Source organism: Allobosea rubneri, assembly GCF_032464875.1.
GTDB lineage: Bacteria > Pseudomonadota > Alphaproteobacteria > Rhizobiales > Beijerinckiaceae > Allobosea > Allobosea rubneri.
Map to the genome: position 1 here is coordinate 119,828 of NZ_JAWDID010000013.1, position 14,452 is coordinate 134,279.

Annotated in this window: 9 protein-coding genes; all 9 read left to right on the forward strand. The window is 66.5% G+C overall.

Annotated features, from left to right (window positions below):
- Positions 1–34 precede the first annotated feature (34 nt).
- The 9 genes from RKE40_RS11310 to RKE40_RS11350 all read left to right on the forward strand — a co-directional run bounded on the left by RKE40_RS11310 (position 35) and on the right by RKE40_RS11350 (position 14,291).
- On the forward strand, positions 35–1,843 hold the full coding sequence (locus RKE40_RS11310; RefSeq protein WP_316018342.1) for a type I secretion system permease/ATPase: 1,809 nt from the start codon (positions 35–37) through the stop codon (positions 1,841–1,843).
- Positions 1,840–4,050 carry a calcium-binding protein gene (locus RKE40_RS11315; protein ID WP_316018343.1) on the forward strand — a complete coding sequence of 737 codons (2,211 nt, stop codon included), beginning with the start codon at positions 1,840–1,842 and terminating at the stop codon, positions 4,048–4,050. Before RKE40_RS11310 ends, RKE40_RS11315 begins: the two co-directional genes overlap by 4 nt.
- Before the next feature lie 38 nt (positions 4,051–4,088).
- A complete protein-coding gene (locus RKE40_RS11320; protein ID WP_316018344.1) occupies positions 4,089–5,435 on the forward strand; it encodes an HlyD family type I secretion periplasmic adaptor subunit in 1,347 nt (448 codons plus the stop codon).
- Positions 5,436–5,953: 518 nt separating this feature from the next.
- Entirely contained in the window at positions 5,954–6,511 is a 558-nt protein-coding gene (locus tag RKE40_RS11325; protein WP_316018345.1) for an RNA polymerase sigma factor, read from the forward strand.
- A 106-nt stretch (positions 6,512–6,617) separates the two neighbouring features.
- A complete protein-coding gene (locus RKE40_RS11330; RefSeq protein ID WP_316018346.1) occupies positions 6,618–7,589 on the forward strand; it encodes a FecR family protein in 972 nt (323 codons plus the stop codon).
- A 337-nt stretch (positions 7,590–7,926) separates the two neighbouring features.
- On the forward strand, positions 7,927–10,287 hold the full coding sequence (locus RKE40_RS11335) for a TonB-dependent siderophore receptor (RefSeq protein ID WP_316018347.1): 2,361 nt from the start codon (positions 7,927–7,929) through the stop codon (positions 10,285–10,287).
- A 35-nt stretch (positions 10,288–10,322) separates the two neighbouring features.
- Positions 10,323–11,216, forward strand: coding sequence for an ABC transporter substrate-binding protein (locus RKE40_RS11340; RefSeq protein ID WP_316018348.1), 894 nt, complete (start codon positions 10,323–10,325; stop codon positions 11,214–11,216).
- A complete protein-coding gene (gene fhuB, locus RKE40_RS11345; protein WP_316018349.1) occupies positions 11,209–13,236 on the forward strand; it encodes a Fe(3+)-hydroxamate ABC transporter permease FhuB in 2,028 nt (675 codons plus the stop codon). Before RKE40_RS11340 ends, fhuB begins: the two co-directional genes overlap by 8 nt.
- Positions 13,237–13,238: 2 nt before the next feature.
- Complete coding sequence (locus RKE40_RS11350) at positions 13,239–14,291, forward strand: DUF2218 domain-containing protein (RefSeq protein WP_316018350.1); 1,053 nt, start codon at positions 13,239–13,241, stop codon at positions 14,289–14,291.
- Positions 14,292–14,452 lie beyond the last annotated feature (161 nt).

A 14,452-nucleotide genomic window follows, 5' to 3' on the forward strand; every position in this document is an offset into this window, starting at 1 on the left:
TCCCTCTCCATTCGCAATTCACCGGGGGCCAATGATGGCACCGTCCAAGACGCTCTCCAGCGCCCGCAAGCGCGACGCCGCCCGGCTCACCCGCGGCCTGCGCGGAATCGTGTTCTTCCTGTTCGCGGTCTCGGGCCTGATCAACCTGCTGGCGCTGACCGGTTCCTTCTACATGATGCAGGTCTATGACCGGGCGCTGACCAGCGGCAGCATCCAGACCCTCGTCGCGCTCTCGACGCTGGCCATCGGTCTCTATCTCTTCCAGGGCTGCTTCGACGTCATCCGCTCGCAGGTGCTGGTGCGGGTCGGCGCGCGCTTCGACCAGGAGATCGCACCGGTCGCGCACCGCGTCACCGTCGACATGCCGCGCCTGGGCTTCTCGACGTCCGAAGCGATGGAGCGCGGCCGCGACGTCGATACGGTACGCAGCTTCTTGAGCGGGCAAGGGCCGGGCGCGCTATTCGACCTGCCGTGGATTCCGCTCTATCTCGCCTTCGTCTATTTCCTGCATCCATGGCTCGGCGGGCTGACCCTGGCCGGCGCTGTCTTGCTGACGCTGCTGACCCTGCTCAGCGAGGTGATGGTCCGCCGCATCAACAACGACACAAGGCAGGCGGCAATCGCGCGCGGCGCCATCGCCGACAGCAACGCCCGCAACGCCGAGGTGCTGAAGGCGATGGGCTTCGCGCCGCGGGCCGTCGAGCGCTTCGACGAGGTCAATCGCGAGCATCTCCTGCTGCAGACCCGGTCCAGCGATCTCGGCGGCACCTTCGGCGCGGTCTCGCGCGTGCTGCGCATGGTGCTGCAATCGGCGATCCTGGGGCTCGGCGCCTACCTCACCATCAAGGGCGAGCTCTCGGCCGGCGCGATCATCGCCGCCTCGGTCGCCTCCGCGCGCGCACTGGCGCCGGTCGACCAGGCTATCGCCAACTGGAAGCCTTTCGTCGCCGCGCGCATGGCCTTCCAGCGCCTGCGCGAAACCATGACCGCGCTGAGCAAGGCGGTCGAGCCGATGGAACTGCCGGCACCGCACCGGTCGCTGAAGGTCGACAAGATCACCGTCGCGGCGCCCGGCAGCGGCCAGGTCCTGTTGAGCGAGGCGAGTTTCGACATCCAGGCCGGCAGGGCCGTCGGCATCATCGGCCCGAGCGGCGGCGGCAAGACCACACTGGTTCGGGCGATCACCGGCATCTGGCCGGTCCTGCGTGGCGCAGTGCGCCTCGACGAAGCCGAGCTGGAGCAATGGCCGGAAGAGTCGATCGGCCGCCATCTCGGCTACCTGCCGCAGGAAGTCGCGCTGCTCGACGCCACTGTCGAGGAGAATATCTCCCGGCTGGCCGAGCGGGTTGACCCGGCTAAGGTCGTCGAGGCGGCCATGGCAGCCGGCATCCACGAAATGATCCTGCGTCTGCCGCAGGGCTACACCACCCAGATCGGTCCGCAGGGGACGGCGCTTTCGGCCGGGCAACGCCAGCGCATCGGGCTCGCCCGCGCGCTCTACGGCAACCCTTTCCTGCTGGTCATGGACGAGCCGAACTCCAATCTCGACAGCGAGGGCGAGACGGCGCTGACGGCCGCAATCGAGCAGGTGAAGGCGCGTGGCGGCATTGTCGTCATCGTCGCCCACCGCCCGAGCGCGCTCCAAGCGGTAGACGATATCGGCCTGATCCAGGCGGGCAGGCTCGTCGCCTTCGGTCCGCGCGACAAAATCCTCCCGCCGGCCCAGCCGCGGGCAGCAGCGAGTGCTCCCAACCCTGCGGCCGCCGAACGCGTAGCGACCATGCCGCGCGCCGTCGGCTTCGGTGAGCAGCCGACCATCCTGCAAGGGAGGGTCCCGGCATGATCTCGATCAAGGCGAAACGGCCAGAGGAGCCGCAGGCTCCCGAAGCCGCGCAGCTCTACCGCAAATTGCAAGTCGATGCGCCGTCGACCTCCCGCTGGCCCCGCATTCTCGCGCTCGCGCTTAGCGCGGCGGCGCTCTATCTCAAAAGCCTCGTTCCAGGACAGGCTAGCACCGATGCGGCCCCCGCGCAGGCGGACGCCGGAGCCGGCGAATCCGCCGGGAAACCGGCCCTGGCCGAGAGCGGCGAAACGCCACCGACATCGGGCGAAGAGGTCGACGAGACCGGTTCGGTGGAGGCTCCCGCCGACAAGGCGATCGGATCGGGCGGACCCGCGTTCGGCGTTCCCGGCCTGCCGGACTTCCTCAACATCGAGTCCCGGCTGATCGACTACGATCAACTGCCTCTATCGCGCTATCCCTCGCCGATCATCGATGCCGGCCCCGGCTTCTCGGCGAACAACGACAATGGCGGACGCGGCCTTTCCTCCAGCGCCATCACCGGCGACGGTTCGGCCTCTCCTCGGGACGGAATGAAGCTTGTGCCGGGTTCGGCTGGAACGGCATCCGAGCCAGCTCCCGAAGGCCCTCATTCGGTCACGCCCCCAGGCTCATCCGCAGCCGGCCCAGCAGTGCCGGGGCCGGTGCCGAAACCAGGCGATGGTGACGACGATGGTGCGCCGCCTTCCGAAGAGCCGCGCAATCGCGCACCGCGCCTGTCGGGCCCCATCCAGCTGGCGGATATCGGCGGCTGCCAGACCCTCCTGATCGCCAGTCTCGCCTTGCTCGCGGGCGCAACCGACGCCGATGCCGACCCGCTGGCCATCGCCGGGCTGCGCGCATCCCATGGCCAGCTCACCGCCAGCGAAGGCGGCTGGGTCTTCAAGCCGCCGGTCGATTGGTTCGGCACGGTGACGCTGAGCTACTGGGTCAGCGACGGCGAGGCCTCCGTGCAGCAGACGGCGACGCTGCGCGTGCTCGAATTCCTCAACGTTACCGGCACTGACGGCGACGACCTGCTACTCGGCAGCGACTGCGCGGACCGGATCGAGGGGCTCGGCGGCGACGACCTGATCGACGCACGCGGCGGCAGCGACATCGTGGTCGGCGGCGCCGGCAACGACCACATCTTCGGCGGCGCCGGTCACGACAGGATCGATGCCGGGGCTGGTGACGACATCGTCTTCGGCGGCGCGGGGAACGACGTCATCCATGGCGGCGCCGGCAATGACCACCTCCATGGCGGTGACGGCAACGATACCATCTTCGGTGGCGCCGGCCGCGACGTGATCGCCGGCGGAGACGGAGACGACATCATCGACGCTGGCGAAGGCGATGACGTCGTCGATGGTGGCTCCGGCGACAACGTCATCGATGCGGGCGCAGGCGACGACACCATCACGGCCAGCGGTGGCGACAACACCGTGCTCGCCGGCGACGGCTGCGATCAGGTGGACCTTGGCGAAGGTGACCACGTCGTCCGGGCCGGGCCGGGCAATGACCGGATCACCACCAGCGATGGCAATGACCGCATCTTCGGCGAGGAGGGCAAAGACCTGCTGCAGGGCAAAGCCGGCAAGGACATGCTCGATGGCGGGCCGGACAAGGATCGTGTCGAGGGCGGGCCGGACGACGACTGGATCGTGGCGACGAGCGACGCGGCCGCCGACCATTATGACGGCGAAGAGGGGCGGGACACGCTCGATCTCTCCCACACAGAAAAGGGCGTCACCGTCGATCTGAAGCGCGGCACCGCCGTCGGCATCGAGATCGGCTCCGACACGGTGATCGATTTCGAGACAATCCTCGGCGGCGAGGGCGAGGACTGCCTGATCGTCGGCGCGAAATCTGTCTCGCTGAAGGGCGGAAAGGGCGATGACCGCTTCGTCTTCATGATGGAGGACGAGGACGAGACGGAGGATCTAGTGCACCAGATCCTCGATCTCGAGGCCGGCGATCGCATCGTCGTCAAGCAGTACGAGCTCGGCCTGCGCCGCGATGATGATGACAACGATGAAGATTGCCGTGACGGTGAAGCCGATCGCTTCGGCCAGGCCTATGGCGACGACGGTGACAACCGTCCCTTCCGCTTCCGCATCGAGAAGGTCGGTGAGGACGAACGCACCTATGTCGACGTCTATGTCGATCGGGAAGACGCCAAGGACTTCTCGATCGAGATCTGCGGCAACCACACGCTCTACTACGTCTGAGGCGCAACGGGCCGGATGACCGGCAAGGGATGATGCCGATGAACGCCTTCAACCACGATTTTGCCTCAGCCTCCGGGAAGGCGGGCAGGCAAGCCCCGGAAAGCCGCACGAGTTTCGAGCTGCGCGGCCATGTCCTCGTCGGTTCGACTCTCGCGCTCCTGCTCGTGCTCGGCTTCGGCGGCTGGGCCGCGTCGGCAGGGCTCAATGGCGCCGTCGTCACCCAGGGGGCGGTCAAGATCGACCAGAACCTCAAGGAGGTGCAGCATCGCGACGGCGGCATCGTCCAGGCGATCTCGGTGCGCCAGGGCGACCATGTCGAGGAAGGCCAGATTCTGATCCGCCTCGACGATGTCCAGACTCGCGCCGAGCTCTCGATCATCCGTTCGCAGCTCGCCGAGAACCTCGGCCGCCAGGCGAGGCTTCTCGCCGAACGCGATAACCTGTCGAGCATGGCCTACTCCCCCGAGATCGCGAAACTCTCCGATGAAGGGAGCCGCATCATCGAGGGCGAGACCCGGCTTTTCGCCGGCAACAAGGCCAATCGCGACAGCCGCAAGGAACAGCTCGAGATTTCGATCGTGCAATCCGGCGAGGAAATCCGCGGCCTGGAAGCACGCCAGGTCGCCAAGGCCGAGGAACTCCGCCTCGTGGATCTCGAGCGGAACAAGTATCTGATGCTTCACCAAAAGGGCTTCATCGACGGGGTGAAGGTCTTCAACATCAACCGCGAATGGGCCCGGCTGCTGGGCGAGCGCGGCGAGATCGAGGCGACGCTCGCCCGCGCCAAGCTACGCATCGGCGATGCCCGCCTGCAGATCATCGCGATCGACGACACCGCGCGAACCGAGGCCCAGCGCGAATTGCGGCTCGTGGAGGCCAAGCTCTCGGAGCTGTCGGAGCGCCGGATCGCCAACGAGGACAGGCTTGCGCGCATGGAAATCCGCGCGCCGGTCGCCGGCATCGTCAACGAACTGACGATCTACACCGTTGGCGGGGTGATCACGCCTGCCGCGCGCCTGGCGACCGTTGTCCCGACGGAAGCGAAGCTGACCGTGGAGGTCCGGGTCGCACCCGCCGACATCGATCAGGTCCATGTCGGGCAAAGCGCACGCATGCGCTTCTCGGCCTTCAACCGCAACACCACCCCTGAGGTCTCCGGCAAGCTCGTCCATATCTCGCCGGCCACCAGCAAGGACTCCGCTTCGGGCCAGAGTTTCTATGTCGGAGAGATCCACATCGAGGATGCCGCAATCGCACTCGGTGACCGGCGCCTGCTCCCAGGCATGCCCGTCGAGGTCTTCATCTCGACCGAGGAACGGACCGCTCTGTCCTACCTGTTCAAACCTCTCACCGACCACGCCGCACGCATGTTCCGCGAGCGGTAGCCGTGCGGAGGCGAGAACCTCGAAGGATCTCCTCTCCTCGGGTGCACGACCTGTGCCTTTGCAGTCTGTCGATCAACTGCTTTGGCTTTGCGTGGTGAGCGCGGCTGGTCCGAGGCTTGGTTAAAGCGAGCTTGGCTGGTGGTATAGGTCACTGCTTCCGAGCATGTCCGGCGCCGGGAGATGAGCCTGCGTCCGCTGCTGGCGCTGACGCGAATCCGTAGGCGGCGCCAATGTCAGGCGAAATGTTGGCAGGCCATCTGTCGCTTGATCGACCGGCGGTCTGACGCGGCTCGACCCAGGTGCAATGCTCTCGAAAACGCGGCACATCGCATCTCGGCCTATGGGTTCAGTCGGGATCTCCGCTCAAAAAGATGAGAGAAATCAAAACGTAGAGCGTGAAGGTCACTGCATGAGTTTCTATACTTAGAATCAATGTAAATCATTGAGATTGCATCGATTTTTTGATCGATCTATCAGGGGGACGTGCTCGCGGGCCTCGGGCCGTCGCGGGCATTCGATTGAGGACCCGCATTTTACCCCCGGTGATGACGACAACCACGAAGCTCGATGACGAGAATGAGCTCATGTCGGTCTATCTCCGGCAGTGGAAAGTCCTGCGCGGGTTGCTGCGCAGGCATACCGGTTCGCTCGAACTCGCCGAGGATGCGCTGCAGGAAACCTGGCTGAGGCTAGCGGGTCTCAAGACGCAGTCGGGCGTTATCCATGACCGGCAGGCCTTCATTCTGCGCATGGCCGGCAACATCGCGATCGACCTGGCGCGGAGGGAGAAGCGGCACAGCTCGCGCTGCATCAACGATGACGTGCTGCTGGAAGCCCTGGCGGACAGCTATCCGTCACCGGAAACCTTCGCGATCGATCGCGACCAGCTGCGCCAGCTGACGCGGGCGCTGATGCAGCTCCCTGCCAAACCGCGGGCAGCGCTGCTGATGAATCGTTGCGACGGCATGTCTCATCGCGATATCGCGGGCCGGCTGGGCGTTTCGGAGAGCATGGTCGCTCGCTACCTGGCCCAGGCGCTGCGTCATTGCCGCGATCATTTCCGCGGCCTGCTCTAGTTTTTCCGAACCGAGTGCATGTTTTGCGATCTCGCATCGTCTTGATCAGTGAGGTGCTCTCGCACCGCATGCACGAATGTCAGCGCCGCCACGGGATGAAAATCGGTTGAAGAACGCCCCCGACCAGCAGGGAGTGCCGGATGTCGCCCTGAGCGACGAGGCGATCGACTGGCTCGTCGCGCTCAATTCCGGCCGTGCGACCGACCAGGACCGCGCCTCCTTCGCAGAATGGCGTACCCGTAGCGCCGCTCACGAACTGGCGGCGCGCGAAGCCGAGGCTATCTGGCACGGCGTGGGCATCGCAGGCGCTCGGGCGAGGACATCGGAGCGCAAGGCATCGCGCGCGAAGCTGACCCGCCGCGCGGTGGTGGGGGGAGGCGTGCTCGTCGCGGGAGGCTGGGCGCTCGGCCAGTCCGGCGCCTTGAGCTTTCGCGGTTTCGCCGACCACGTCACGGGCACGGGCGAGCGGCGGACCGTCATGCTGCCCGACGGCTCGTCGGTGCTGCTCAATGCGGGTACGGCACTCTCCGTCAATTTTGGTGAAGGGAAGCGTGCGCTACGGCTGCTCGCCGGCGAGGCGACCTTCACCGTCAGGCCCGATCCTTCGCGACCGTTCGTCGTGGACGCCAGTGGCGGCCGGACGCGGGCAGTGGGAACGGCCTTCAACATTGACATCCGCCCCGGAGAGACCGTGGTGACGGTGCTCGAAGGCGTCGTGGAAGTGACAGGCGCCGCATCGGCCACCGAAGCCGTCGTCGTGCGGGCTGACCAGCGCGTTCGCTATGCTGCGAGCGGCCGCCTTTCCACTCCCCAGGCGGTCGACGCCGACATCGAGACGGCCTGGCGGCGCGGCAAGCTCATCTTCAACCGCAGGCCGCTCGGCGGTGTCGTCGCCGAGATCGAGCGCTATCGCAGCGGGACGATCATCATCGCCGGTAGCCGGCTGCGCACGCTCGAGGTGACGGGGGTGTTCGACCTCGGTGATCCCGAGGCGATCCTGAGGACGATCGAGGAAACCCTGCCTGTACGTGCCCTGCGCCTGCCGCTGGTGACCGTGCTGCACGGCGCTGGAGTGTAGATTTTATCATTCAAATACAATTATTTACGTGGATTCTCGATTTTTCTTCCGCCTTGCGGTGCAAGATCGCTGAGGTCGCTTCGTCCTTGAAACCGAGGACCTTGGCAAAGCGCATCGAAAGCCGCCGCCGACGTTCTCGATGCGCGACAGGAACGGACAGGCGGTATTCATGGGCGACGGGGCGACAAGCCGGGGGCGCGGCTTCAGGACGAGGCGTTCGATCGAGGCGGTTCTCCTCGGATCGGCCGCAATTTATCTCGCTGGAGGGCTCGCTGCTGGCCTGACAGTGCCAGCCCTTGCTCAGACCGCGGCAGCGCAGCGCGGCATCTCTCAGCCAATGGCATTCAACATCGCTTCGCAGGATCTCGGTGGCGCGCTGACGCAATTTGCCGACCGCGCCGGCCTCAGGCTGCTCTTCCGTTCCAGCCTCGTCGCCGGCAAGAAGAGCCCGGGCGTGTCCGGCACCTTGCCACCCGAGGCGGCACTCAGCCGCCTGCTCGCCGGGACGGGGCTCAGCCATCGCTTCACGAGCGGCAACAGCGTCACGATCACCGATCCGGCGGCAGCGTTCACCTCGAGCTCGGCGTCCGAAGGCTCGATGCTGCTCGATACGATCGACGTCGATGGCGAGAACGCCTGGGGGCCGGTGCAGGGCATCGTCGCCACCCGTAGCGCGACCGGCACCAAGACCAACGCCTCCATCCTCGAGATCCCGCAATCCCTGTCGGTGATCACCCGGGACCAGATCTCGCGCCAGGGCGCGACCAATATCGAGCAGAGCGTGCGCTACACGCCGGGAGCGATCGCCGAGGTTCTCGGTCCCGGAACGGAGCGCGACAAGATCTATCTGCGCGGCTTCGAGCCGAACTACTATCTGGACGGCATGATGCTGCCCTATGGCGCTGCCGGCCAGGGCGCCCGGGCGGAGCCCTATGGGCTCGAGCGGATCGAGGTGCTGCGCGGCCCGTCCTCGGTCCTGTTCGGCCAGAATGCACCGGGCGGCATCGTCAACATGGTGAGCAAGCGGCCGACGACAGAGCCGCTGCGGCAGATCGAGCTGCAATATGGCAGCTTCCAGCAATTGCAGGGCGCCTTCGATCTGTCGGGGCCGGCCAATGCGGACAAGACCTTGCTCTACCGCCTGACGGGCGTGGTGCGCGGCGGCGACACGCAGATCGACTACGCGAAGGACGATCGCGTCTTCATCGCGCCGAGCTTCACCTGGCGGCCCAATGACGCGACCAGCCTGACGGTGCTCGGCCAGTACCAGCGCGACGATGCCGGCATCTCGGTCATGTACTATCCCGCCTGGGGCACGCTCTATCAGAACCCGTTCGGCAAGATCCGGCGCGGAACCAATGTCGGCGAGCCCGACCATGACCGCTTCAAGCGCGACTTCTACGCGATCGGCTACCTGTTCGAGCACAAGTTCGACCAGAACCTCGTGGTGCGCCAGAACCTTCGCTATGCCGAGGCGGACGTGAAGCAGGGCGATTCCATCTACGGCATCGGACTGAGCATCAATCCGGCGACCGGCCTGCCGAGCAATTACCGCTCGCTGAACCGCTTCCAATGGGATGTCGATCGGCGCCAGCGCTACTTTACCGTCGACAACCAGATGGAAGCGCGCTTCGAAACCGGCCCCCTGAAGCACGACCTGCTGCTCGGGCTCGACTATCGCCGTTCGCTGCTCGACCAGACCGTCTATGGCGGACTTTCCTCGCCGATCGACATCTTCACGCCGGTCTACGGCAACTACTCGGTGCTCGGCACGAAGGCGGCGGATTCCTCCGAGCGCCAGTCGCAACTTGGGCTCTACGCCCAGGACCAGATCCGCTTCGAGCGCTTCCTTCTGACGCTCGGCCTGCGCCAGGACTGGGTCTCCGGCAACAACTTCAACCGGCTGACGCGGCGCGACACCAAGATCGACGATGCGGCGCTGACCGGCCGCGTCGGGTTGACCTATCTCTTCGATTCCGGGTTTGCGCCCTACATCAGCTACTCGACCTCGTTCCAGCCGGTTAGCGGCTCCGGCTATGGCGGCGTGCCGTTCGAGCCGACCGAGGGCGAGCAGTACGAAGCCGGCATCAAGTACCAGCCGACCTGGTTCAAGGGGCTCTTCACCGCCTCTGTCTTCCAGCTCAAGCAGACCAATGTGCTCACGCCCGACATGGAACACCGCAACTGCGTGCGCTATCCGGGGACGTGCGGCAACTTCAACACGCAGACCGGCGAGGTGAAGGTTCGCGGTCTTGAACTGGAAGCGCGGGCCAGCCTGACCGACGGCCTCGACGTGATCGGCTCTTATGCCTATCTCGACACCGAGGTGACGCGCAGCAATACGAGCAATCTCGGCAAGCGCCAGCCACTGGTCCCGCAGCATCAGGCCTCGCTCTGGCTGGACTACACCTTCCGCTACGGGGCGTTCGACGGGCTCGGCCTTGCCGCCGGCGTGCGCTACACCGGCTCGTCCTATGGCGACGGCGACAACCTGCTGCGGGTGCCGTCCTACACGCTGGTCGACGCGGCCGTGCGCTATGACCTCGCCAGGCTGAGCCCGCAGCTCAAGGGCGCGACCGTCTCGGTCAATGCGACCAATCTCTTCGACAAGGAGTATCTGACGACCTGCGCCGCAACCAGCGCCTGCTTCTACGGAGCCGGCAGGACGGTGACGGCAAAGCTCTCCTACACCTGGTGACGATGCACTCGGCGGCCTACGTCGCTGGTGGCGCGATGACGACACGGCGAGCCCTTCTGGGCTCGCTCGGCGGCTTCTGCCTGGCTCCCGGCGCCGTCGCGCAGCCCGCGAGTCGCTCGGTACGCGTCGCTGCGATCGATTGGGCAGCCGCCGAGAGCCTCCTTGCTTTGGGAATCGAGCCGGTGGCGGTCGCAAACACTGGGCTCTACCGGCAATGGTCGACGGAGCCGGCATTGCCGCCGACGGTGGCCGATCTCGGCATGCCGGAGGAGCCCAACCTCGAACGCCTGCTGGAGTTGCGCCCCGACCTGATCCTGGTCTCGGGCTGGCAGGTCGCCCTGCGCCAGACGCTGGCGCGGATCGCTCCGGTTCAGATCTTCTCCGTCTTCGAAAGCAACCGCACGCCCTTGAGCAACGCGCTCGCCAAGATGCGGGCGCTCGCGCGGGAGTTCGGCGTCGAGGAAGTCGGGGCAGCCTTCGAAAGCCGGCTCGAGCACGGCTTCGAGCAGAGCAGAAAGCGGCTGCAGGCGACGCGGCGGCCGGCTGTTCTCCTCGCGGTCCTGCTCACCGACGGGATGCGGATCACCATCTACGGCAAGGGAAGCCTGCTCGGCGACGTGCTGGATCGGCTCGGCCTCGAGAACGCCTGGACGGGGGCGATGCCGGTTTTCGGCCGCATCACGATCGGTATCGAGCGCCTCCTGGAGCTGCCTGACTTCTGGTTGCTGTATATGGATCAGGGGCACCGCACGCAGGTGGCGCTGCAGCGCCTGCGGGCGAATTCGATCTGGCGCGCGCTGCCCGCCGTCGCGGCTGCACGCGTCCGCCCGATCGCGGCGGTCTGGCCATTTGCCGGCGCACCGACAGCACTGCGCTTCGCCGGCATCGTGACTGACAGAATGTCAGGTGGCGGCGCTGGTCATGGTTGAGCACGGTTTGATCGATTGGACGAGGCCCCGCTGGCTTGTTCCGGCGTTAGCCTCGATCGGGCTTCTGGCGATCGCCCTCAACCTCTGGGTTCTCGCCGGCGCCTGGACTGGCGGCGGCGACCCGGGCCATCGCACCCTGCTGATCCGGGAGCTCCTCCTGCCGCGCATGGCGACTGGCTTGCTGGCGGGGGCCGCCCTGGGGCTTGCTGCGACCCTTTTCCAGCATGCCCTGCAGAACCCGCTCGCCGAACCGACGACCCTCGGCATCTCCGCCGGGGCGTATCTGGCGCTGACGGGTGCGACGCTCTGGGCACCCTGGCTGTTCGAGTCCGGGCGTGAATGGGTTGCGCTGCTGGGAGCCGGGCTTGCGATGCTGGCCGTGTTCTCGCTGTCGGGCGGGGCTGCGTCGCCCCTGACCATGATCATTGCTGGCCTGCTGGTCAGCCTGCTGTGCGGGGCGCTGGCCGCCTTGTTCGTCCTGCTGAACCATGACTACCTCACCGAGATCTTCATCTGGCAGAGCGGGTCACTCGCTCAGATCGGCTGGAACACGCCCCTGCGCTTTACGGTCGCGCTGGCGACGGCGGCGGTACTCGCGACCCTGCTGCTACGCCCGCTGACGCTGCTCGAACTCGGCGATGACGGCAGCCAGGCCCTGGGAATGCCGGCCGGGGCCATTCGCTGGGCCGCGCTGTCCCTCGCCACGGCGCTGAGCGCCATCGTCGTCGCAAGCGTGGGCGTCCTCGGTTTCGTCGGTCTCGGAGCGCCGGCTCTCGCCAGGTTGGTCGGGGCGAGGCTGCTCGCTCATCGTCTCGTTCTGGCCTCGGTATTCGGCGCCTTGCTGCTTACCTTTGCAGATGCCGTCGTCATGCTTCTGCCGACGGCGCAGCCGATTCCCGCGGGAGTCGCCACCGCGGCCCTCGGCGCGCCTCTCATCCTGCTTCTGCTGTCGCGGTTGCGGCCATCGTCTTTGCCCGGGAGGCAGGCATCCGCGGAAGCGTCTTTGGAGACGGGCCCGCGGCCGAAGCTGCTGTTGGCCGGCGTCCCCGTCCTGCTCGCGATCGGTCTGCTGGCGCTGCTACTCGGCCGTGGCGGCGATGCCTGGCACGGCTTTCGACTGGATGGCTTTTCGTCGGCTTTCGTGACCTTGCGCCTGCCACGTGTCCTCGCCGCCGCTGCGGCTGGCGGAATGCTGGCACTGGCGGGAACGCTGCTGCAGCGCTGGACCGCCAACCCCCTGGCATCCCCCGAAGTGCTCGGCATTTCGTCGGGAGCCTGTCTCGGCGTCGCGGGCTTGATGCTGCTGATGCCTGGGCTCGACGGAGCCTGGCTCGCGGCCATGGGCGGGGCCGCTCTTGCTCTGACCTGCCTCGTCCTCATCGGCCGCTCCGGCAAATTCTCCTCCGAGCACATCCTGCTCGGAGGGATCGCGCTCTCGGTGCTGTCCTCGGCGGCTCTGGCGATCCTGATGACCAAGGGAGATCCGAGGATCGTCTTCCTGCTGAGCTGGATGACCGGCTCGACCTACCGGACCACGCTCGCGGAAGCCGAATTCGCGGCCGTGACCGCATTCTCTCTGCTTGTGCTTTCGCCATTGCTGGCGCGCTGGCTCCTGATCATGCCGCTCGGCGAACCGGTCGAGCGCATGCTCGGCGTGCCGATATCTGCCGCGCGCATGCTGGTACTGCTCGTCGCAGCCATCGCCACCGCAACGGCGACGATGATCGTCGGACCCTTGAGCTTCGTCGGGCTGCTTGCGCCGCACCTTGCGCGTCAGCTCGGCTTTCGGCGTCCGCTCGAGCAAATCGTCGCCGGCACTTTGCTGGGGGCTACGATCATGGTGCTGGCGGACTGGCTGGGGCGGGTCGCGGCCTACCCCTGGCAGATTCCATCCGGCCTGATCGCGACTCTGGTCGGCGGCCTGCTTTTCGTTGTCCTGCTCGCCCGTTCGCCCTCGACGCACGCCGCTGGCGCGATCGCAGCCGGGCTGGGACGACCTGCCCGGGATGGAGACCGGTGACGATGTCTGCAGCTCCGATGCTGACGACGACGGCGCATGTGGCGCTGAAGGAGCCGGAACTCATGCTTCGCAAGCTCATAAGCGTCTTCGCCGAGTACTCAACCGTCGTTGGCTCCGCGCCGTCCTGTCGCCTGGAGACGCGGGCAGGGAGTGTCGCGCTGACGGCCGGCGCAGATGCGCTCGCCATTCGCATCGACGCCTCGAGCCAGCATGCCCTGTTCGCGCTCAGGGCCGCTCTCGCTGAGCGGCTGCTCTCGCTGTCGCAGGACGATCGGCCCTCGCTTCTCTGGGCAGGCGCCGGAGCAGCTGAGCGCGAGATCCCGTCCTTCAAGGCGGTCTCGGTCGCGCGCGCCCGGAACATCACGCCGTCGATGCGGCGTATCACCCTGGCCTGCGACGACATCTCCCATTTCGAGCGCGACGGAATGCACGTCTCCGTGCTGATCCCGCCCTCAGGCAGAATGCCGGTCTGGCCGCGCGTCGGCGAGGATGGCCGTGTGATCTGGCCGGTGGGAGGCGACGAGCTCGCCCGGCGAACCTATTCGATCCGACGCATCGACCGCGAGGCGAGCGAGCTCGACATCGACGTCGTCCTGCACGGAGATTCGCCGGGGGCGACGTGGGCGAGGACCGCCCGCGCCGGCGATCCGATCGGCCTCATCGGGCCATCGGGAGGCGAGCTGCCGGCCGCGGATTGGTATCTGCTCGCCGGGGATGAAACCGCGCTGCCGGCGATCGCACGGATCGCCGAGGAGCTGCCGGCGAAGGCTCGTGCCACGATCCTGCTGGAAGTGCCCAATCTGGAAGAATGCCAGATGATCTCCACCAGGGCTCATCTCGATGTCCACTGGCTGCCGCGCAACGGTGCTCCGGCCGGCACAACGAGCCTGCTCGAAACGGCGATCCGATCGCTTGCCTGGCCAAAGTGCGGCGCCCCTTACGTCCTGGTCGGCTGCGAGAAGCGCTCGGCTCGGGAGATACGTGCCTTCCTCCGGCGAGACAGGGGGATGGTGAAGGACAGACATCTCGTGGTTGGCTATTGGCAACGCTTCTAGCGCTACGAGGTCCGCTTTTTGGCCAAGACCCAAAGTCCGCTTTTGTGAAGGGTTTCGGATGCCGGCCCATGCGCATGGGTTCGGACCGGGCTGAGGGCCGGTGTTCGAAAGCCTCCAGGGGAGGAAGCCGCGGCCCAGGGCCGTGCGCTATGGGGATTTCG

What these genes read in the sequence shown, in the direction of transcription:
- RKE40_RS11350 (WP_316018350.1), top strand. Translation starts at nt 13,239, where the DNA reads ATGTCTGCAGCTCCGATGCTGACGACGACGGCGCATGTGGCGCTGAAG.
- RKE40_RS11315 (WP_316018343.1), top strand. Translation starts at nt 1,840, where the DNA reads ATGATCTCGATCAAGGCGAAACGGCCAGAGGAGCCGCAGGCTCCCGAA.
- RKE40_RS11340 (WP_316018348.1), top strand. Translation starts at nt 10,323, where the DNA reads ATGACGACACGGCGAGCCCTTCTGGGCTCGCTCGGCGGCTTCTGCCTG.
- RKE40_RS11310 (WP_316018342.1), top strand. Translation starts at nt 35, where the DNA reads ATGGCACCGTCCAAGACGCTCTCCAGCGCCCGCAAGCGCGACGCCGCC.
- fhuB (WP_316018349.1), top strand. Translation starts at nt 11,209, where the DNA reads ATGGTTGAGCACGGTTTGATCGATTGGACGAGGCCCCGCTGGCTTGTT.
- RKE40_RS11320 (WP_316018344.1), top strand. Translation starts at nt 4,089, where the DNA reads ATGAACGCCTTCAACCACGATTTTGCCTCAGCCTCCGGGAAGGCGGGC.
- RKE40_RS11335 (WP_316018347.1), top strand. Translation starts at nt 7,927, where the DNA reads ATGGCATTCAACATCGCTTCGCAGGATCTCGGTGGCGCGCTGACGCAA.